Source organism: Microbacterium xanthum, assembly GCF_034531355.1.
Taxonomy (GTDB): Bacteria; Actinomycetota; Actinomycetes; order Actinomycetales; family Microbacteriaceae; genus Microbacterium; species Microbacterium xanthum.
Genome location: NZ_JAWHUE010000002.1, coordinates 411,468 through 430,677, shown reverse-complemented (window position 1 = coordinate 430,677; position 19,210 = coordinate 411,468). Strand labels below are relative to the sequence as shown.

The following is a 19,210-nucleotide window of genomic DNA, read 5'->3' as shown; positions in this document are numbered from 1 at the left end:
ACGTAGACCGGAGCCCATCGTGTCGCAGACATCGACCTCGCCCGCCCGTCAAGAGATCCCGCCTCGCCCGCCGCTCCCGGCTCGGACGCAACCGGGACGGTCCGGGACGCAGCCGCCTCCGAAGCCTCCGAGAGACGCCCCGGAGCGACCGACGCTCGCCAGCGGCAACAGCGCCCCGGTGCTCACCAAGGCTCCGCCGCCGTTCTCGGTGCGGCTCAGCCAGTTCCTGTGGGTGCTCAGCCTTGCTTTCGGCGCCGTCACGGTGGTCTTCTACTTCGTCATCCGCGAAGACCAGCTGCCGCTGATCATCGACGCGATCAAGGCGGTCAGCGAAGACCGCACGGACGACACCTACGAGGCCGCCGCCGACATCGTGTACTGGTCGGTGTTCGCCGTGATCGTCACACTGGTGCTGATGCAGATCGTGCTTCTGGTGTCGTTCTCGAGCCGCAAACCGGGCGCACGATGGTGGCAGTTCGCGACGGTCATGGTCCAGATCGTGGCGTTCCTGATCGCCCTCGAGCTGGTGGGCGGGGGCGAGTACGGCTCGATGCTGCGTCAGCTGTTCATCGGCGAAGCGGGGTTCGCGGTGCTCGCCCTGCTGCTCTCGACGCTACGAAGCGCCCTGGCCTGGACGGCCCGCAAGCACGACGTCCGGCGATCCGGTGACAGCGGGGAGTACTGAGACGATCTCCTCGAGGCTGCGGACGACCACCCGACAGACCTCCGCGGCGCTGCGTTCGGTGAGCGGGGACTGACCCAGCCCGCGCCAGCGGGCCAGCAGGCGGTCCGCCTCGTCGCGGACCGCCTCGTCCGATGCGTCGTCGGCGAGCCCGAGACGCGCGGTCGCCGAGGTGCCCTTGCCCCCGATGAGCCGCTCGGCCTCCGCCGCGTCGGCGGGCGTGAGCGGCAGTCCGTCGGCTCGCGCACGCGCCAACGTGGAGAGCTCGCGCAGCGCGTGCGCCGTGACGCGGATCCGCTCGATCCCCGCCCGCACGTCGTCGATGTCGTCGCGGGGGAAATCGGTGAGCACCTGATCGAGACCGTCGAGCACGCCGCGGATCTTCAGGATCGCCGCCCGGGTGCGGAACTGATCGCGGACGAACTGCTGCAGCTCGTTCAGTCCGCTCTGTTGCACGAGCATCTCGGCGAAGTCCGTTGATGTCGGCGTCGAGCGCCGCAGCAGCGCCGTCGCCAGCCGGACGCCGAAGATGCCGAACCGCGCGAGCAGCGCACGGCGGGCGTCGACTCCGAGCGCCGTGGCGTCGGAGGGTCGCACGAACCGGTCCGCGGAGATCAGCAGGCGCTCCCGCGCCTCGCGGTCGAGGCCGGCGAGTTCTTTGAACGCGGCGTATTCGTCCTCGCGAAGTGTGCGGGCGCTCTCGGCGAGCAGGCCCGCCACCGGGATGACACCGAGCGCGAGAGAGGCGAGGTCGCCGTCGAGCTCGTACCGCCGGGCGACCTTGTTCGCCGAGAGGATCGAGTCGATGCGACCGGAGCCGATCTCGTCGGCACGCGAGAGCACGGCCACCGCGTTGACCGTCTGCGACGCCCCCGCGGCCGTGTCGCGGAACGACTCGAGGAATTTCATGTCGGAGGCGTGCAGATGCCGCATCAGATAGATGATCGCGTCCGCCGACGACGGCTTCGCCTCGGGCACCAGGAAATCGGTCGAGCGTGCGGAGACATCCAGCGACAACGACGCGATGCCGGGGGTGTCGATGAGGATGAGCGACCGGAGGCCGCTCGACGGCCAGCCGACGTCGATCCAGTCGACCTCGTCCGCCGACGCCTCACCGAGTTCGAAGACGAGCCGCCCGCGGTCGCGGTGGATCGCCAGACGCCGTTGTTCGCCGTCACGACGGTGCAGGGTGACCGACGGCGTGTCCGCGTAGCGATACCACGTGACCACCCGCGTGCACTCTCCCGCGTCGGTCGGGGCGATCCGCTCGCCGAGCATCGCGTTCAGCAGCGTGGACTTGCCGGCCTTGACCATACCCGCCAGCGCCAATCGAAGCGGCTCGTGCAGCCGACGATCGAGGGCGTCGAGCTGCGCGGTCGCCTCGGCATCGTCGGCGTAGACCGCACGGGTCTGCTCGAGCAGCCGCGCGGCGTCGTCGCGGACGCTCACGAGCGCGCCGTCGCGAGCTGCTTGGCCGGGGCGACCGCCGGGATCCTCCCCTTGAGGGTCTCGAGCTGCCGGATCTGCGCCTGCAGCTCCTTGACCCGGGTGTCGCGCCCGGCGGCATAGGTCGATGCGGCCTGTTTGGCGGCCAGAACGGCGTCGCCGAGCGAGCGGTGCAACTCATCGGCCATGCCGCCGAAGTGGTCACGGGCCGCCCGCTGGACCAGCCGCAGGCGGTCCTTCAGCTGCTTTCCGACCTGGAAGATCACCTCTTCGATATGGCGACGGACGACCGTCTTGGCCTCGAACCGCCGTCGCGCCAGCCGATTGGTCATGTCCTCGCGGTACGCGCGACGGCCAACCACGACGCCGGCGAGCAACGACAGCGGGTTGATGAGCGACAGCCCGATGAGGCCCGTCGCCAGGCCCACCATCAACACACCGCCGTACGAGCCGCGCACCCCGATGAAGATCTTCTCCGCTGCGCCCATCTGCCCGGAGTCGACGTCGCCGATGCGGTCCACCGGGTCCAGCACCCCCTCGGTGTCACCGACGGCGAACAGCGGGATCTCGGTCTGCCCCTCGAAGAACTGCTCGGCGACCTCTTCGCAGAGCCATCGGGAACGCTCGTCGGTCCACACGAACGTCTCGGAGACGGCCGCGTTGATCCGCTGGTCGATCCACTCGGTGATCTGATCCCAGATCGGGCCCGGATCGCCCTCGTCGATCGAGGCCTCCGCCTCGCGCTGCACGCGGCGCAACCGGTCGCGGAGATCGTGCTCCATGTCGGAGATGAGGTCGGCGACACCGTCGTTGAGGGTGGTCTGCCACTTCGAGGATCGGCCGCGGAACTCATCCGCTCGCGCTTTGGCGTCTTCGAGCTGCGCGATCATCCTGGGGGTGTCTTCCGGGTGGAGGATCGCGTTCAGCTCCGAGGTGAGCGAGATCTCCATCTGGTCGACCACCGATACGACGTCGTGCACGGCGCTCCGGGCGTGGATCACCTCGGCGTGGCCGAGCACCTCCCCGCGCAGGTGGTGCACGAGCTCGGGGAACCCGGACTCCTGGTTCAGCTCACGGTCGTGATGCTCCGCCGCCAGCAGGCGCAGATCGCTGGAGACCGAGAAGATCGGGACGTCACCGACGTCGCCGAGGTGGGAGCGGTCGATGCGCTCGATGTCGCGCCACTGCGGGTACAGGTCGGTCTTCGACAGCACCGCGGCCACGTTCGGCGAAACCCGCATGGCGTGTCGGAGGAACTGCACCTCGGGCTCGGTGTACTCCTGCGACGCATCCGACACCAGCAGCACCGCATGCGCCGACGACAGCGCCGCGAGGGTCGTGAGGGCGTTCGTGGAGTCGAGCCCGCCGACGCCCGGGGAATCGACGAGTCGCAGGCCGCCGCGCAACAACTCGCGGGGCAGCACCACTTCGGCCGACAGCAGTCGCTGCTCGTTGCTCGGATTGCCGCGTTCGGAGACGTAGTCGGCGAGCGCCTCGAGCGGGATGTCGAGCTCTTCGACGACACCCGGTTCGTCGCCCTTCTGCTGTACGACCCATGCGCGGGGGGTCTCGGCGTAGCCGACCGCCGTCGGCACGCTGGTGGCCACGTCATCGTCGACGGGACACACCGGCGCGTTCACGAGCGCGTTGATGAGCTTGCTCTTGCCCTTCTTGAATTCGCCCACCACGATGACTCGCACGTTCGGGTCCTGCAGGCGCTTGCGGGTGTGGTCGAGCCGCTCGGCGAGGTCGGCCCGGCCCGTCGCCGACGCCAGCTTCTCGACGTTGTCGACGAGGGCGACCAGCTGCTTCCCCGTCTGCGGCGACACCAGCGCCGCCTCGTCCGTTTCCTGCCCGTCTCGCTTCGCGATGTCGTCGCTCACGCATCCCCCTCGAATCCGTCCCCGCGCCCACGCTATCCCGATCCCCGCGGCGGGGGTAGGGCGTCGTGCGGACCGATGACACGACCTCGCCCGGTCGCCTCGAGGGCGGCCGGGCGAGGTGATGATCAGCTGACGATCACAGGTCGAACTCGACCACGTCTCCGCCGGGGCTGAAGATGTTGCCGTTGTTCTCCCACTCCCAGTCGTTGTCGACGTCGGAGTCGAACTCGTTGAAGGAGTCCTCGACCTCGACCTCGATCTCGGTCTCCTGCTCGAAGCTGTTGAACGAGTCCTCGATCTCCATCTCGTACTCGGTCCACGTGTTGCTGGACTGGTCGTTGAACGAGTCGGCGATGTGGGTGTCGATCGTGGTGTTGCCGATCATGACGTCACCGACCGAGATGGTGGTCTCGGTGTTGTTGACCTCGGCGTCGTCACCCGCGGCAGCTCCCCAGTCACCGGTGTTGACCACGGCTCCGTTGGCGAAGCCCTGCGTGACCGGACCGTCGGCGCTGATCGCCTGGTTGACCGACTGGTCGACCTGCGTGGCGCGGTTGTCGATCTCGATGTGCATCGCAGCCGCCCCGGCCGCGGCGGCGCCGGCACCGGCCATGCCGCCGACGTGGAAGTCACCGAAGCCGGTGTTGTACTGGCGCACGCCGACCGTGACCGACTCGTCCTCGAGGTTCGTCGAGTTGTCGATCTCGATCTCGGTGTCGTTGTAGGAGTCCTGGTTGTAGGAGTCCTCGTAGTCGTTGTACGAGTCCTCGTCGTTGTAGGAGTCCTTGTCGTTGTAGGAGTCGTTCGTCGAGTTGTCCGACTGGTCGCGAGCGTCGAGGTCGACATCGAGGTCGATCGAGTTGTCCGAGTTGTCCGAGTTGTCCGACTGGTCGCGGTTGTCGGAGTGGTCGTCGAGCTCGTTGTTCGACAGCAGGTCGTTGTACGAGTTGCTGTTGCCCGAGTCCTCGTTGCCGACGACGCTTGCGACGTTGTTGTCTTCGATCTCGACCTCGGTCTCGACCTCGGTGTTGCCCGAGTCGTTGATCGAGTTGTCGTTGTCGGAGAAGTTGTCGGAGAGGAGCTCGTTGTCGTTCAGCGAGTCGTCGACGATCGTCCCCAGGTTCAGGTCGTTCCCGTTAGCCATTGTCCCAGTCCCTTCGAGTGAAGCCTTCAGCGGCCTTGCGGATCCATAGTCCGCCCGATCGCGTCGGGAGACATCCGGGATACCCCCGGAGCCTTTCCGGGATCCCCTAGGGGTCTCATCCGGGGTTCGGGGTGCGGGTCCGGGGTTTCGCCGGGCCCCACACCGCACGGCACGGCGCGGCGCTGACGCGGCAACGCCTACGCTGGATCGGATGGAGTCGTCGGAACTGACCGCCCTGCTCACCCCCGACGGGCTGCGGATGCTCGCCGAGATGCCCCCGGTGCGCTCATCGGCCGACGTCGAACGCACGGTGTCGACTCTCCGCGCGGCGGGACACTCCCCCGAGCTGGTCTCGGCGCTGGTGGGTCAAGCCCGACTGCGCGAGAAAGCCGGAGCGAAGTTCGGCGACCTCGCGCACCGCATGCTGTTCACCCGCGCCGGTCTCGAACAGGCGACCCGCATGTCGGTCGCGTCGCTGCACGCGGGCCGCTTCCGGAATGCCGGCGCCACCCGCGTCGCCGACCTCGGCTGCGGGATCGGCGGCGACGCGCTGGGTCTGGCCGGCCTGGGCCTCCACGTCGCGGCCGTCGACGCCGACGAGATCACCGCGGCCATCGCCGCCTACAACCTCGCTCCCTTCGGGGATGCCGTCACCGTCGCGCACGGCCGGGCGGAGGACCAGGACCTCTCCGGCGTCGACGCGGTCTGGCTCGACCCGGCACGACGAACCGCCGGCCGCGGCGAGACCTCCCGCACGCGGCACGACGAGTGGTCGCCGTCGCTGGAGTGGGTGTTCGACCTCGCACGCAGACGCCCGGTGGGTGTCAAGCTCGGACCGGGGCTGGACCGCGATGTCATCCCCGAGGACGTCGAGGCGCAGTGGGTGAGCGCGGACGGCTCCACGATCGAGCTGGTGCTGTGGTCGAAGCACCTCGCCCGGCAGGGCGTTCGTCGCGCGGCCCTGGTCACCCGCGGCGACCAGGCGTGGGAGATCACCGCGGGTGCGGATGCCGAGGACGCTCCGGTGCGCGATCTCGGCGCATTCGTGCACGAACCCGACGGCGCGGTCATCCGCGCGCGACTCATCGGCGACGTCGCCCGGTCACTCGACGCGGGCATGCTCGACCCCCGCATCGCCTACCTCACCTCCGACGTCGCGCTGACCAGCCCGTTCGTGTCCTCCTTCCGGGTCCGCGAAGAGCTGCCGCCCGACACCAAGGCGCTCGCCCGCGCGCTGCGCGCCCGCGGCATCGGGCGCCTGGAGATCAAGAAGCGCGGCGTCGACGTGGATCCCGCCGCGCTCCGAACCTCTCTCAAGCTGCGTGGCGAGGACTCCGCGACGCTGCTCCTGACCCGCGTCGGCGAGACCAGGCGCGCGATCCTCGCCGACCGCGTCTGACCCGGCATCCCCCGGGGGCGACTCGCTCAGCTGAACAGGCTCGCACTGTAGGCGGCGAAGACCAGCCAGCCGGCGCTGAAGACGACCGAGGCGGCGGCGATGCAGATCGCCCAGATCGCCATCGCGCGGTCTTCGACGAGGCGACGCAACGCCATCGCCGCCACGACGATCGCGATGAGTCCGAGGGGGAACGCCCACCCGACGAAGAACGACACCACCAGTCCGAGGATCGCGACCCCCAGGGCCCAGCCCGACAGCGCACTGCGCAACGGCGGAGCCGGGGTCGCCCACGAGTCGGTCGGCGGCGCCGCCTCCGGCTCGGGCGGGGCCGTCATCTCCGTGATGCCGAGCGGACCCGTCGGGAGGCGCGAGAAGCCGCCGCGGTGCTCCCCCGGCAGTCGCGACTCACCGGCGACCGGCGCAAGGTCCTCCGAGGGAGGCTCCGCCGGGGTCTCTTCGCGTTCGCTCATGCGGCGTCCGTCCGTCCGTCGGTGCTCTCGGCGACCTGGATCTCGGTGACCGGCAGAGTCGAGTCGGCGCCGAAGGCGAAGGTCGAAGGCGGCCGCCCCGACATGATCAGCTGCGACGCCAGCGCGGCGATCATCGCCCCGTTGTCGGTGCACAGCGACAGCGGGGGGATGCGCACGGCGACACCTGCCGCTTCGGCCCGTTCGAGGGCGACGTCCCGCAGGCGCCGGTTCGCGATCACCCCACCGCCGAGCAGAAGGCGCGGCACGCCGTAGGCGGCGCAGGCGTCGAGCGCCTTGGTGACCAGGACATCCACGACAGCCTCGCGGAAGCTCGCCGCGACATCGGCGACCGGGACGTCCCCCCCACCGGCACGCGTCTGCTCGGTCCAGCGCGCGACGGCGGTCTTCAGGCCCGAGAACGAGAAGTCGTACCGGTGCTCGGCCCGGTCGCTGGCGCGGGACAGGCCGCGCGGAAACCGGATCGCATCCGGGTCGCCGCTCGCCGCAGCCCGGTCGATCTCGGGACCGCCGGGGTAGGGCAGACCGAGCAGGCGGGCGACCTTGTCGAAGGCCTCCCCCGCCGCATCGTCGACGGTCTCCCCCAGGAGTTCGACGTCGGTGGTGAGGTCGCGGACCAGCAGCAGCGAGGTGTGGCCGCCGGAGACCAGCAGCGCGACGGTCGGATACTCCAGCGGGGGCGCATCCGCATCCAGGATGTCGGCGGCGATATGCCCGACGAGGTGGTTCACCGCGTACAGCGGGCGGTCCAGCGACACGGCGAGCGCCTTGGCCGCACCGACGCCGACCATGAGCGCACCCGCGAGGCCGGGCCCGCTCGTCACCGCGACCGCGTCGATGTCCGCCAGGGACACGTGCGCCTCGGCGAGCGCGGCCTCGATCGCCGGCTGCAGTGCCTCCAGGTGTGCGCGCGCGGCGACCTCCGGCACGACACCGCCGTACCGGGCGTGCTCGTCCATCGACGACGCGATGGTGTTCGACAGCAGGGTGCGGCCGCGGACGATCCCGATGCCGGTCTCGTCGCAGCTGGTCTCGATCCCCAGCACCAGGGGTTCGTCGCGATTCACGTGCACGCTCCTGCCTCGCCGCGTTCGTCGGAGATCCGGCCCGATGTCGGAGGATTCGCGCCCGATTCTCCGACATCGGCCCGATTCTCCGACATCGGGGAGGAGGATGCGCGGGCCGCAGCCCATCCGGGCACGTCCAGGCGCATCACGATCGCGTCGACGTTGCCGTCGGGGTAGTAGTTGGGGCGGCGGCCGATCTCGAGGAAGCCCTCGGAGGCGTACAGCCGTTGAGCCGGCGGGTTGTCGGCACGGACGTCGAGGAACACCTCGCGCACGCCTCGGCGCGATGCCTCCGCCAGCAGGGCACGGAACAGCGTCCGACCCCGCCCCCGTCCGCGCGCGGACCGGTCGAGCGCGATCGTCTGCACATCGGCGTCCTTCGCCCCGTCTGGAGCGCGCAGCCCGGCATACCCGACGAGACGCCCGGCCTGCTCGGCGACGATGTAGTGGTTGTGGGGCGAGGCCAGTTCGGCACGCATGGCCGTTTCGCTCCACGCATCCCCCTGGAAAGAAGCACGCTCGAGGGCCATGATCGCGTCGAGGTCCGCTGTTCCGCCCGGCCGGAGCCTCATCCGCCCACTCGCTTCGGTGCCGTCGGGGCTGACACATCCGGTGAACGCAGGTAGAGCGCGTCATCGCCGGCGATGCGGCGTCCGGCGGCCACGGCGCGGGCGGCGGCGAGAGCCAGCATCCCCGCCGGCACGACGGTGGCGTCGAGGCGGCGGGCGCCGAGCGCTTCGAGGGTCGCGTCGATCTCGTCGCGGGGCACCAGCGCGGGGTCGGTGACGCGGACGGGCAGGCCGTCGTCGTCCATGCCCTCGTAGACGGTGTACGCGAATTCGCGGCGCCGGGCGTCGGTCACCACGGCGAAACGCTCCTCGCCGGCATCGGTGAGGGCCGCGAGCAGCAGGCGGTCCAGGGCGACGGCGTCGTGGCTGACCACGGGCACCACGGGAATGCCTCGACCCAGCGCGAAGGTGCGTGCGGCGGCGATACCCACGCGGAGTCCCGTGAACGGACCCGGGCCCATGCCCGCCGCGACGTGGGTGATCTCGCCGCTCGAGATCTGCGCTTCTGCCAGCGCTCGCGCGAGGTGGTCGCCGATCACCTCGGCGTGCCCGCGCGGGTCGCCGCTGTCGAGCTGCGCCCGCACGACACCGTCCGGCTCGATCACCGCCACGGCGGTGCCGATCGACGTGTCGATGCCCAGAATCACGCCTTCCAGCGTAATCGGAGAGCAGGTCTGCGAGCGCGGCGACGATCCGATCCGGCGCGCGGCCACGAACACCCCGTATGCGGATGCTCCCCCGGTACGTGCGCGAACGCGGCACTCCCCCGTTGGTCGCCGAGCCGGCGCGCTTCCGCTGGCGCACCGTGAGCGTCGCCACCGGTGTGGGCGATCTGACCGCGCGGGTCTCGCGGCGCACCGGTCCGGTCGCGACCGTTCTCCTCCACGGCGCGGCGGGAACGTGGACGACGTGGACGCCGCTCGCCGCATACGCCGAGGGCAGCGGCCGCGCACTCACCGACGTGGTCGCCGTCGACCTGCCCGGGTGGGGCGACAGCGCTCCCCTCGAGGAATCCACCACCGTCGCCGACGTGTCTCGCGCGGTCGCGGAGGTGGTCGTCGCACTGGGCTACGAGCAAGCGATCGTGGTGGGTCATTCCCTCGGCGCCCTGGTCTCACTCGACGTCGCCGCGCGGGAGCCGGACACGACGCTCGGCGCGGTCCTGGTCTCCCCCACCGGCGCCGCGGCGCTCGACGCTTCCCGCCGACCGCTCCGGGGCGGGATGCGACTGCCGGGCTTCGCCGGGATGCGGGCCACGATGCGTGTGCTCGCCGCTCTCGGGCCGGCCGGCGACGCGGTCGTCGGCGCGGTCGCCGCCGCGGGCCTCCTTCCTGCGCTGGCCCGCCCGCTGTTCGCCGCTCGGGTCGACCCCACGGTGGTCGCGGCGTTCCGCTCCGAGATCCGCCCGGCCTCCTTCGCGCGGGTCGCGCGGGCGGCTGCCGTCTACGACGAGGATGCGTGGCGCGCGATCCGGTGCCGGGTGGTCTCGGTCCGCGGCCCGGCCGACGTGTTCGCCTCACCCGGCGACGACGCCGCGTTCGCCGCGCGCATCCCGCGCTTCACCGTTCATCCGGTCACCGGCGCCGCGCACTTCGCCCATGTCGAGCGCCCCGACGCCGTCCTCGATGCGATCGCGGAGGTCAGGGACGGCGCGTGACGGTCACCGCCCGCGGCGAATCGGCGTCGAGGTCGGCCTCGTGCGCGGTGACTCCGCAGGCGGTGTCGACACCGCGGCCGTGCCACTCGCGATCGAGTTCGATCTCCCACCACATCTCGCGCAGTCCGTCGACCATGCCGGCGCCCCATTCGACGATCACCACCGAAGCGTCCACGTCGATGTCGAGGTCGTCGAGCTCTGCGGCGGACCCCAGCCGGTAGGCGTCGACGTGCACGAGGGGTGCGCCTCCGACCAGTGACGGATGCGTGCGGGCGAGCACGAACGTCGGACTCTGCACCGGCCCGCGCACCCCGAGACCCTCGGCGATCCCGCGGGTCAGGGTCGTCTTGCCCGCGCCGAGTGGGCCCGTGAGCACGACGAGGTCGCCGGCCGACAGCATCCGTCCGATCTCGACGCCGAAGGCGTGCATGTCGGCGGGACTCGTCACTTCCCGCGTGCCGAGCATCGCATCCAACCCCGTCATGACGGGCTCCCGTAGACGCGGGGCACGCGCGATCCGATGCGGGTGACGATCTCGTAGTTGATCGTCCCGGCCGCGTCGCCCCACTCGTCCGCCGAGGGGGCGCCCAGGGTGGGATCTCCGAAGAGGATCGCCTCATCGCCCACCGAGACGTCATGGTCTCCGACGTCGACGACGAACTGGTCCATCGCGATCCGTCCCGCGACCTGGAACCTCTCGCCGCCGATGGCCACCGGCCCCTGTCCGGAGGCCTGCCGCGGCACCCCGTCCGCGTATCCGAGCGGGATGAGCGCGAGCGTCGTCGGGCGGACGGCCCGGTAGTCGTAGCCGTACGAGACCCCCTGCCCCGCCGCCACGCGCCGGACCGCGGCGACGCGCGCGCGCAACGTCATCGCCGGGCGCAGGCCGAGGTCGGCGGACGTGCGGTCGTCGAAGGGTGACAGCCCGTACAGTCCGATGCCGATGCGGACCGCATCCAGCCGGGTCTCCGGGAGCGAGATCGCGGCGTTCGTGGCAGCCAGATGCCGGATCTGCGGCGTGAGGCCGAGGGACGCCGCCTCGGCGACGCCCGCCTCGAACGCCGTCAGAGCAGCCCGGTCGTCGTCCGGCGAGGCGTTGGAGAGGTGGCTGAAGATCCCCCGCACCCGAAGCCGCCCGATCCGTTCGAGGCGCGCGGCTTCGGCGAAGACGACACGGTAGTCGGCGGGGGCGATGCCGTTGCGGCCGAGCCCTGTCTCGAGCTTCAGATGCACCGCGGTCGGTCGCCCTGCGGTGGCCGCATCCGCCGCCGCGACGAGCTGATCCATGCGCGAGACGCCGATCTCGACCCCGGCCGCGGCCGCGTCGGCGAAGGAGGCGCCCGGGGCGTGCAACCACGCCATCAGGGGCGCATCCACCCCCGCGCGACGAAGCGCCAGAGCCTCGTCGAGGTCCGCGACGGCCAGACGCGACGCGCCGCCCTCGAGAGCGGCGGCCGCCACGCGCGGCGCGCCGTGCCCGTAGCCGTCGGCCTTGACGACCGCGATGACGGGCACCCCGGCCAGCGCACGGAGGTGACGCACGTTGGCGGTGATCGCATCGAGATCGACGGTCGCCTCGCGCATGTCGCCGTGGTGGATGCCTCTCACGGGGTCTCCTCTCGCGAAGACGGCGACACCTCGCCGTCGGCGACGACGTAGGCGATGGCGAACCCGGCGTCGTGCGACATGGTCAGATGCAAGGTCGTGATCCCTCGCGCCGAGACGACGTCGGCGGTCGATCCCGACAGCGCGAACCAGGGGCGTCCGGAGGCTTCACTCGTGACCTCGATGTCGGTCCAGTGCACACCGTCCGATCCGCCGAGCGCCTTGATGAGCGCCTCCTTCGCGGCGTACCGGGCGGCAAGGGAGCGGGGCTTGAGCGGGCGTTCGGCAGGCGAGAAGAGTCGCTCGAGGAGACGGGGCGTTCGGGAGATGGTGCGTTCGAAGCGGGCGATGTCGACCAGATCGACGCCGATTCCGACGATCATCGCGCTCCCTTCGCCGTCCGCCGTGGCGTCCGACGACGCCTGGCCAGCCTATCGCGGCGCCCGCCGTCGGTCGCGAGCCGGCGCCGTCGGTCGGCGCGCACCTACCGCGAGTCGGCCGCCTCGGCCGCATAGCCTTCGCGCTCGAAGCCGCCGGCGTAGGCGAGGATGCGTGTGAGGACGTACGCGGCCGAGTACTGGGCGATGGCGGAGAACTTCTCGGACAGGTCGCCCTCGCGAGCGACGCCGGCCTGCTCGTACGCGCCGGCTGTCAGGACCGGGTCCGTCTCCTGCGCCTCGAGGGCGGCGATCCCGGCCGCAGACTGGTCCCGGCCGTTCTCGAGGGCGTTGGTGAGCACCGCCTCCGACGCGACGCCGACGAGTTCGAGGTTCTCGTCGAGCACGCCGTTGTTGTAGTACTTCTCGATCAGCAGGGCATTGCGCGCGTAGTTGGCGTAGCCGTATCCCATCGTCGCGAAAGGCGCGTTGCCGCCCTCGGCCAGGTATCGCTCGATCGACGCGACCGATTGTTGCGCCGTGTAGGACAGCGCCACGTCCAGGTCGACGGCGGCCAGGGCGTTCCGGAAGACGTCGTTGGACGCGCCCCGCTGCTCGGCCGCGGGCTGGATCACACCGGTCTCGAAGGCCGCCCAGTCCGCGTCTGCGGCGCGACGGAAGAACGAGGCGATCGCCTCGAGGTCGGCATCGGGCTCCAGGGCGGCGCCGCCGTTGTCGCGGCCCACCTCGAAGACCGCTTTGGCGAACTCGAGATTGCCACGAGCGACGTCGTAGTAGACGAGGGGCATGAGCGCGTCGAAGAGCAGGCTGTCGAGGTCCGTGTACGTCGCTGCGGCGATGCCGGCGGCGACCTCCTCGAGCGCCGCGGTCGCGAACTGCAGCAGCGTGTACGAGTCGAAGGCGTTCCCGTAGGCGGTGATCAGCGCTTCGGCGTCTCCCAGGGTCTCGGGTTCGAAGGTCCCGAGCTGATCGAGGAAGGCGAGGAATTCCCCCTCGGCCGACGCAGCGGAATCCAATCGTGTGGATATGGCGTCACCGCCGGTGATGAGAAGGTCCTGCACCGTGCGGAACGCCGAGGCGGTGGCATCCATGAGCAGAGCCGCCTGGGAGGCCTCGTAGAACGCGCCCCCCTGAAGACCCTGCGCCTGCAGCGAACGCGATCGTTCGGCGTACGCCGCGGCATCCTCCGGGATGGTGCCCGCCGCGGCTTGGAGGGACGCGTCGAGACTGGCGAAGTCGCCGCGGGCACGCTCGTAGGTGGCCAGCATCCCGTCGGTCGCGCTTCGGAACTTGTCGTATCCGGCCGCACTGACCGCGGGTGCTCCCGATGCGGCGGGGCCGGGAAGGGTCTGTCCGGTGACGAGCGGATACGCCGTGGCGATGTCCGCGACCTCGACGACATCCACTCCGCCCGCCGCCCCGAGCGCGACCACGTCGATCTCCTGGCCGGCGGCGTCGATGACGTTGCGCTGTCCGGTCGGGATCAGCACCGTGGTGATCCCCCCGTGCTCGATGACACCGCGGACCTTCTCGGGGATGCCGCCGACGGTACCGATCGTCCCCATCGGATTGATCGTTCCCGTCATCACGACGTCCGGCGCGAGCTGATGACCGTGGAAGAGCGAGAGCAGCGCGACCGTCGTGATCGCCCCCGCGCTCGGACCGTCGACGCGGCCGTCGAAGGCGAAGCGGTAGGACTGATCCAGTGGAGCGCCGGTCAGCAGCGTGGCGACGGAAACGGCGTTCCACGATGCTGCCTGTGTCATGTCTCCGACGCCCGCCACCTCGTCGTGCGAGATGTCGATGCTGAGCTCTCCGTCACCGGAAGGCTCGACGGATATGCGTTGGACGGCCACACCACCGCTGTCGCCCGCCGCGTAGAGGATCGGGACCTCCGCCTCGGCGAGGCGATAGCCGACCGAGAGGCCGTCAGCACCGAGAGGAACCGCCCCGTTCGTGTCGTACGCGCACCCGGAGAGCACGAGCGCAGCGACCGTGAGCGTCGCGGCCACCAGGGCTCTGAGGGTCCGACGGCGGCCAGGCGATTCGATCACCCCTCGACGGTAGTGACGTCGGAGGCGACGCGGGTGAACTCCGCGCGAACGCTCCATGAGAGCACGATGAGAGCGCTCCCCCGCGCGGTCACTCCACCGTGACGGACTTGGCGAGGTTGCGGGGCTGATCGACGTCCAGGCCCTTGGCGGTGGAGAGCCCCATCGCGAAGATGTGCAGCGGCACCACCGACAGCAGCGGCTCGAACAGCGGCCCGGCGAGCGGGATGCGCAACACCTCGTCGGCCTTGGGCAGCACGGCCGCGTCGCCCTCCTCGGCGACCGCGATGACCCGGGCGCCGCGGGCGCGGATCTCCTCGATGTTGGAGACGACTTTGGCGTGCAGCAGCGCGGAGTGGCGCGGCGATGGGACGAGGACGAAGACGGGTTGACCGGGCTCGATCAGCGCGATCGGGCCGTGCTTGAGCTCACCCGCGGCGAAGCCCTCGGCGTGGATGTACGCGAGCTCTTTAAGCTTGAGCGCACCCTCGAGCGCGATCGGGTAGCCGACGTGACGGCCGAGGAACAGCACGGAGCGGGTGTCGGCCATCCAGTGGGCGAACTGCTCGATGCGCTCCTGCTCGGTCTCCAGGATCCGGCGGATCTTGCCCGGGACGGCCTCGAACTCTTCGATCTGGGCGGCGACGTCGTCCGCGGCGATCGCACCGCGCACCTGCCCGATGTGCAGCGCGAGGAGGTACAGCGCGGTGATCTGGGCGACGAACGCCTTCGTGGAGGCGACGGCGACCTCGGGGCCGGCGTGGGTGTAGACGATCGCGTCGGATTCGCGCGGGATCGTCGCTCCCTGCGTGTTGCAGATCGACAGGGTCTTCGCGCCGCGCTCCCGTGCGTACTTCACCGCCATCAGCGTGTCCATCGTCTCCCCGGACTGGCTGATCGAGACGACCAGGGTGTCGGGCCCGATCACCGGGTCGCGGTAGCGGAACTCGTGCGCAAGCTCGACGTCGACCGGCACCCGCGCCCACTGCTCGACGGCGTACTTGGCGACCATGCCCGCGTACGCCGCGGTGCCGCAGGCCACCACGATGACCCGCGAGATGTCGCGGAAGAGGTCGTCGAGGCCCTCAAGCTCCGGGATCGCCACGGCGCCGTCCCGGATGCGTCCGCGGAGCGTGTTGGCCACCGCCTCGGGCTCTTCGGAGACCTCCTTTGCCATGAACGACGACCAGCCGCCCTTGTCGGCGGCATCGGCATCCCACGTCACCTCGAACGGCTCGACATCGACCGGCTCGCCGAAGAAGTCCGTGACCTCCACGCCGGACGGGGTGATCGCCACGATCTGATCCTGCCCGATCGCGAGGGCGTTGCGGGTGTGCTCGACGAACGCGGCGACGTCTGACCCGAGGAAGTTCTCGCCGTCGCCGAGGCCGATCACCAGCGGCGAGTTGCGACGTGCACCCACCACGAGACCGGGGTGGTCCTCGTGCATCGCCAGCAGAGTGAAGGCGCCTTCCAGCCGCGCCACGACCGCGCGGAACGCCGCGACGAGGTCCCCGCCGTTGCCCGCGTACTCGCGCCCGAGGAGGACGGCGGCGACCTCGGTGTCGGTCTGGCTCCGGAACGGGTGCCCGTCGAGTTCGGCGCGCAGCTCACCGAAATTCTCGATGATGCCGTTGTGGATGACGGCGAGCTTGTCGTCGTCGGCGAGGTGCGGGTGCGCGTTCTCGTCGGTGGGGCCGCCGTGCGTGGCCCAGCGGGTATGACCGATGCCGGTGGTGCCATCGGTCATCGGGTGACCGGTGAGGTCATCGCGCAGCACCTGCAGCTTGCCGGCGCGCTTGCGCATGTCCAGGGCGCCGTCGTCATCGATCACGGCGATGCCGGCCGAGTCGTAGCCCCGGTACTCCAGGCGCGAGAGCCCTGCCAGGAGGATGGCCTGGCTCTGCCGAGGGCCGACGTATCCGACGATTCCACACATGAGGTCAATCGTAGGAGGCGCGGGGTGCGAGGACGCTGAGCGAACCGCCCGCCGCTGAGCCGGTGCTACGCCGCCGCCCGATCGGCATCGACGAGATCGACCGCCCGCCTCGCGTGGCGCACGCGTGCCCCGACCCATCCGACGGCGGCGCGCCACGATGCGTCTCTGATGAGGAGGAGATCGAGGGCGATCATCGCCAGCGAGAAGGGCCAGAGACTCAGCAGGAGACCGATTCCGAGGTGCATCCCCGTGATCAGTACGACGGCGGCGTAGCGAGTGGGGCGCCACAGGATCAGCACCGGGAACAGCAGCTGCACCCACAGCGACACCCACGTGCCCAGCACGATGACCGGGGTGAACTGCCAGACGAGGTCGCTGAGCACCCCGAACACGCGGAACTGATCGATGTTGAGGGCGTAGTAGATCGCGGTGCCGTCGAGCCATTCCTCACCCTGCAGCTTCAGCACGGACGAGACGAGATACACCAGGAGGATCTGGTAGACGCACAGGATGAGCGCGGTGTTGTGCAACCACGGCGCGACCCAGTCGGGGATGCGGCGACGGCGGATCGTCCGCGCCGGAGCGGTGCGCGGTCGACGGCGGCGCAGCCAGGCATCCACCGAGAAATGACGGCTGAGGTCGGCGAACACGACGAACAGCAGCACGATGCGCATGAGGGTGTCGCCGCCGTTGGTGAGCACCGTGCTGTTGGTCGACAGCGCCACCCAGAACAGCAGGAGCACGGGCGTCACCCAGCGCGTCCGGAAGCCCGCGATGAACACGACGACGAGGACGAGGAGGGCGCCGTAGGCGAGGTCGAACAAGAACATGCTGTCTTGGGAATACAGCGCCCGGACCCACTCCCACCAGCCTCGACGACTGGCCTCCGGCTCGGTCCACCACGCACCGGGACCCCACAGGTAGTGCCGATCGGGCAGGCTCGGGACGAGCACGATCAGCATCGCGATCCCGAAGAGGATGCGCAGGATCGAGAAGCTCACGGTCGCCCGCTTCTCGCCCGTCAGCCACGCGAGGAAGCGCGGCCACACCGACGTGATCGCCGTCATCGTCCCGCGTACCTCTCGATCACGTCGTCGTAGATCTCGGCGACCGCCGGATCGACCTCGCTCCACGGCATCCGCCACCCGAACGTCGTCGTGGTCACCTCGGTCTGCCTCTCGTCGTCGAATCGGTGCAGGAAGTCGTTGGGCTTGTCGCGCACGACCCGCCATCTCACCCGCTCGACGTCTTCGTCGAAGTACGCCTCCCCGACCGCCTGCGCGTACCGCATGAGCATGTAGTCGTAGCGCAGGAACCGGATGACGCTGCTGCGGCTGTCACCGAGCTCGTCGATCTCGTCGATGAGTTCGGAGTTCGGGATCGCCCGGAAGTCGCCGCCGTCGGCCGCCTCGATGAACGTGTCGCGCACGCGGTCGCGCTGATCGTCGGTGAGCGCCACGTAACGGCTCATGTAGGCGGACATCGCGTTGTAACTGTTCTTCGAGATGCGCGAGGGCGTCGGGATGCCGCGCACGGCGGCGTACTCGATGTCGGTGAGGGCGATCCAGTCGCTGTGCACGAGTTCGCCGTCTTCGCGCCACTGCACCTGGACCTCCAGCTCGCGATTGGCCTTGAGGATGTTCGGGGCGAAGACGTTCCACCGCTGCGTGAAGTAGGGCGAGAGCACCTCGCGGACGGCGGTCTCGACCGGCGAGGACGGCGTGACGTACGCCATGCTCACAAAGACGTACGCGGCCATGATCGCCGCGGTGAGGATCCCGGCGACGGTCGCGCCTCGCCCGGGGGTCCGGGGTGTTCGCCTCGGCTGCGGAGTCGCGTCGGCATCGGCGCTCGGTGCTGCGCTGTCGTGCACGGTTCCTCGCTTCATCGAGTGGAATGCCGGAACGGGCGCGCCTTGCGACGCGCCCGTTCCTCGAGGATGTCAGATCGTCGCCTTCTTCCTGCGGAGGACGTACAAGGCAGCTCCCGCCAGGATGGCTCCGATCCCGAGTCCGCCGATCAGCAGACCGTCTCCGCCGCCGCCGGTGGCCGGCAGGGCCGGCGCGGTGACGGTGAAGTCGGTGGTCTCCCGATCCATCGGCAGCGCACCCGACTCGGATCCCGTCACCTCCACGCGGTGGGCTCCGAGGTCGAAGTCCGCGTCGACGGCGAAGGCGAACGTCACGTTGCCCGCCGCGTCGGCGACCTGCGGTTCGAGGTCGAACGGCGTGGAGTAGACCGTCGCGGTGACCGTCTCCCCCGGCTCGAACCCGGTGCCGTAGACCTCCTGCGTCACACCCGTGCCGCGCTGAATGGTCGTGTACTTCACCGTCGCCTCGGCCGTGGAGTCACCACCGTCGGCATCGGCGTCCGCATCCGCATCCGCATCGGTGTCGGCATCCGCGTCCGCATCGGCATCCGCGTCCGCATCCGCATCCGCATCGGTGTCAGCATCCGCGTCCGCGTCAGCATCGGCATCGGCATCGGCATCCGCGTCAGCATCGGCATCCGCATCCGCATCGGCATCCGCATCCGCATCCGCATCCGCATCCGCATCCGCATCCGCGTCAGCGTCAGCGTCAGCATCCGCATCCGCGTCAGCGTCAGCGTCAGCATCCGCATCCGCATCCGCATCGGCGTCGGCGTCGGCATCGGCGTCGGCATCGGCATCGGCATCGGCATCGGCATCGGCATCGGCATCAGCATCAGCATCGGCGTCCGTGTCGGCGTCGGCATCCGCATCCGCGTCCGTGTCAGCATCAGCATCAGCATCAGCATCAGCATCAGCATCAGCATCAGCATCAGCATCAGCATCAGCATCAGCATCAGCATCAGCATCAGCATCAGCATCAGCATCAGCATCAGCATCAGCATCAGCATCA

The 19,210-nt window shown here is 70.0% G+C and carries 19 protein-coding genes; 3 read left to right on the top strand and 16 right to left on the bottom strand.

The features are described 5' to 3' along the window. Positions 1 to 178 precede the first annotated feature (178 nt). Positions 179 to 685 carry a hypothetical protein gene (locus RZO50_RS07605; protein WP_322599113.1) on the top strand — a complete coding sequence of 169 codons (507 nt, stop codon included), beginning with the start codon at positions 179 to 181 and terminating at the stop codon, positions 683 to 685. On the opposite strand, the gene RZO50_RS07600 is transcribed toward RZO50_RS07605, so the two are convergent. The 3 genes from RZO50_RS07600 to RZO50_RS07590 all read right to left on the bottom strand — a co-directional run bounded on the left by RZO50_RS07600 (position 614) and on the right by RZO50_RS07590 (position 5,155). After that, on the bottom strand, positions 614 to 2,131 hold the full coding sequence (locus RZO50_RS07600; RefSeq protein ID WP_322599112.1) for a dynamin family protein: 1,518 nt from the start codon (positions 2,129 to 2,131) through the stop codon (positions 614 to 616). The genes RZO50_RS07605 and RZO50_RS07600 overlap by 72 nt on opposite strands. Further along, complete coding sequence (locus RZO50_RS07595) at positions 2,128 to 4,011, bottom strand: dynamin family protein (RefSeq protein WP_322599111.1); 1,884 nt, start codon at positions 4,009 to 4,011, stop codon at positions 2,128 to 2,130. Before RZO50_RS07595 ends, RZO50_RS07600 begins: the two co-directional genes overlap by 4 nt. Before the next feature lie 136 nt (positions 4,012 to 4,147). Beyond that, complete coding sequence (locus RZO50_RS07590) at positions 4,148 to 5,155, bottom strand: hypothetical protein (protein ID WP_322599110.1); 1,008 nt, start codon at positions 5,153 to 5,155, stop codon at positions 4,148 to 4,150. Positions 5,156 to 5,366: 211 nt separating this feature from the next. Between RZO50_RS07590 and RZO50_RS07585 the strand changes: the two genes are divergently transcribed. Beyond that, positions 5,367 to 6,554 (top strand): class I SAM-dependent methyltransferase, encoded by a 1,188-nt coding sequence (locus tag RZO50_RS07585; RefSeq protein ID WP_322599109.1) that lies wholly within the window; start codon positions 5,367 to 5,369, stop codon positions 6,552 to 6,554. Between the two features lie 26 nt (positions 6,555 to 6,580). Here the strand turns inward: RZO50_RS07585 and RZO50_RS07580 are convergent, their stop codons facing one another. From RZO50_RS07580 to tsaB, 4 genes are read right to left on the bottom strand one after another with little or no spacing between them, the layout of a single operon-like run. Further along, on the bottom strand, positions 6,581 to 7,024 hold the full coding sequence (locus RZO50_RS07580; protein WP_322599108.1) for a hypothetical protein: 444 nt from the start codon (positions 7,022 to 7,024) through the stop codon (positions 6,581 to 6,583). After that, on the bottom strand, positions 7,021 to 8,109 hold the full coding sequence (tsaD, locus tag RZO50_RS07575) for a tRNA (adenosine(37)-N6)-threonylcarbamoyltransferase complex transferase subunit TsaD (RefSeq protein ID WP_322599107.1): 1,089 nt from the start codon (positions 8,107 to 8,109) through the stop codon (positions 7,021 to 7,023). The genes RZO50_RS07580 and tsaD overlap by 4 nt, the downstream gene beginning before the upstream one ends. After that, positions 8,106 to 8,681 carry a ribosomal protein S18-alanine N-acetyltransferase gene (gene rimI, locus RZO50_RS07570; RefSeq protein ID WP_322599106.1) on the bottom strand — a complete coding sequence of 192 codons (576 nt, stop codon included), beginning with the start codon at positions 8,679 to 8,681 and terminating at the stop codon, positions 8,106 to 8,108. Before rimI ends, tsaD begins: the two co-directional genes overlap by 4 nt. Next, on the bottom strand, positions 8,678 to 9,325 hold the full coding sequence (tsaB, locus tag RZO50_RS07565) for a tRNA (adenosine(37)-N6)-threonylcarbamoyltransferase complex dimerization subunit type 1 TsaB (RefSeq protein WP_322599105.1): 648 nt from the start codon (positions 9,323 to 9,325) through the stop codon (positions 8,678 to 8,680). Before tsaB ends, rimI begins: the two co-directional genes overlap by 4 nt. 83 nt (positions 9,326 to 9,408) lie before the next feature. Here tsaB and RZO50_RS07560 point away from each other — a divergent pair, with 83 nt between their 5' ends. Beyond that, a complete protein-coding gene (locus RZO50_RS07560) occupies positions 9,409 to 10,335 on the top strand; it encodes an alpha/beta fold hydrolase (RefSeq protein WP_322599104.1) in 927 nt (308 codons plus the stop codon). Here the strand turns inward: RZO50_RS07560 and tsaE are convergent. The 9 genes from tsaE to RZO50_RS07515 all read right to left on the bottom strand — a co-directional run. Continuing rightward, a complete protein-coding gene (gene tsaE / locus RZO50_RS07555; RefSeq protein ID WP_322599103.1) occupies positions 10,319 to 10,819 on the bottom strand; it encodes a tRNA (adenosine(37)-N6)-threonylcarbamoyltransferase complex ATPase subunit type 1 TsaE in 501 nt (166 codons plus the stop codon). The genes RZO50_RS07560 and tsaE overlap by 17 nt on opposite strands. Further along, positions 10,816 to 11,919 (bottom strand): alanine racemase, encoded by a 1,104-nt coding sequence (gene alr, locus RZO50_RS07550; protein ID WP_322599569.1) that lies wholly within the window; start codon positions 11,917 to 11,919, stop codon positions 10,816 to 10,818. Before alr ends, tsaE begins: the two co-directional genes overlap by 4 nt. Positions 11,920 to 11,939: 20 nt before the next feature. Continuing rightward, positions 11,940 to 12,323, bottom strand: coding sequence for a holo-ACP synthase (locus tag RZO50_RS07545; RefSeq protein ID WP_322599102.1), 384 nt, complete (start codon positions 12,321 to 12,323; stop codon positions 11,940 to 11,942). Between the two features lie 101 nt (positions 12,324 to 12,424). Next, a complete protein-coding gene (locus RZO50_RS07540) occupies positions 12,425 to 14,392 on the bottom strand; it encodes a S16 family serine protease (RefSeq protein WP_322599101.1) in 1,968 nt (655 codons plus the stop codon). A gap of 88 nt (positions 14,393 to 14,480) precedes the next feature. Then, positions 14,481 to 16,328, bottom strand: a complete 1,848-nt coding sequence (gene glmS / locus RZO50_RS07535; RefSeq protein ID WP_322599100.1) for a glutamine--fructose-6-phosphate transaminase (isomerizing) — start codon at positions 16,326 to 16,328, stop codon at positions 14,481 to 14,483. 65 nt (positions 16,329 to 16,393) lie between these two features. After that, the gene (locus RZO50_RS07530) at positions 16,394 to 17,395 is read right to left on the bottom strand and encodes an HTTM domain-containing protein (RefSeq protein WP_322599099.1); all 1,002 of its coding nucleotides are present in this window, start codon (positions 17,393 to 17,395) and stop codon (positions 16,394 to 16,396) included. Then, on the bottom strand, positions 17,392 to 18,201 hold the full coding sequence (locus RZO50_RS07525) for a DUF5819 family protein (RefSeq protein WP_322599098.1): 810 nt from the start codon (positions 18,199 to 18,201) through the stop codon (positions 17,392 to 17,394). The genes RZO50_RS07530 and RZO50_RS07525 overlap by 4 nt, the downstream gene beginning before the upstream one ends. A 69-nt stretch (positions 18,202 to 18,270) precedes the next feature. Further along, positions 18,271 to 18,657, bottom strand: coding sequence for an LPXTG cell wall anchor domain-containing protein (locus tag RZO50_RS07520; protein ID WP_322599097.1), 387 nt, complete (start codon positions 18,655 to 18,657; stop codon positions 18,271 to 18,273). After that, the coding region (locus RZO50_RS07515) for a hypothetical protein (RefSeq protein ID WP_322599096.1) at positions 18,654 to 19,210 on the bottom strand (557 nt) is incomplete at its 5' end. The genes RZO50_RS07520 and RZO50_RS07515, both read right to left, overlap by 4 nt.

Excerpts from the sequence above, each read along its gene's own strand:
- RZO50_RS07590 (WP_322599110.1), bottom strand. The coding sequence starts at position 5,155 with ATGGCTAACGGGAACGACCTGAACCTGGGGACGATCGTCGACGACTCG.
- RZO50_RS07585 (WP_322599109.1), top strand. The coding sequence starts at position 5,367 with ATGGAGTCGTCGGAACTGACCGCCCTGCTCACCCCCGACGGGCTGCGG.
- RZO50_RS07580 (WP_322599108.1), bottom strand. The coding sequence starts at position 7,024 with ATGAGCGAACGCGAAGAGACCCCGGCGGAGCCTCCCTCGGAGGACCTT.
- rimI (WP_322599106.1), bottom strand. The coding sequence starts at position 8,681 with ATGAGGCTCCGGCCGGGCGGAACAGCGGACCTCGACGCGATCATGGCC.
- RZO50_RS07560 (WP_322599104.1), top strand. The coding sequence starts at position 9,409 with ATGCTCCCCCGGTACGTGCGCGAACGCGGCACTCCCCCGTTGGTCGCC.
- tsaE (WP_322599103.1), bottom strand. The coding sequence starts at position 10,819 with ATGACGGGGTTGGATGCGATGCTCGGCACGCGGGAAGTGACGAGTCCC.
- alr (WP_322599569.1), bottom strand. The coding sequence starts at position 11,919 with ATGCGCGAGGCGACCGTCGATCTCGATGCGATCACCGCCAACGTGCGT.
- RZO50_RS07545 (WP_322599102.1), bottom strand. The coding sequence starts at position 12,323 with ATGATCGTCGGAATCGGCGTCGATCTGGTCGACATCGCCCGCTTCGAA.
- glmS (WP_322599100.1), bottom strand. The coding sequence starts at position 16,328 with ATGTGTGGAATCGTCGGATACGTCGGCCCTCGGCAGAGCCAGGCCATC.
- RZO50_RS07530 (WP_322599099.1), bottom strand. The coding sequence starts at position 17,395 with ATGACGGCGATCACGTCGGTGTGGCCGCGCTTCCTCGCGTGGCTGACG.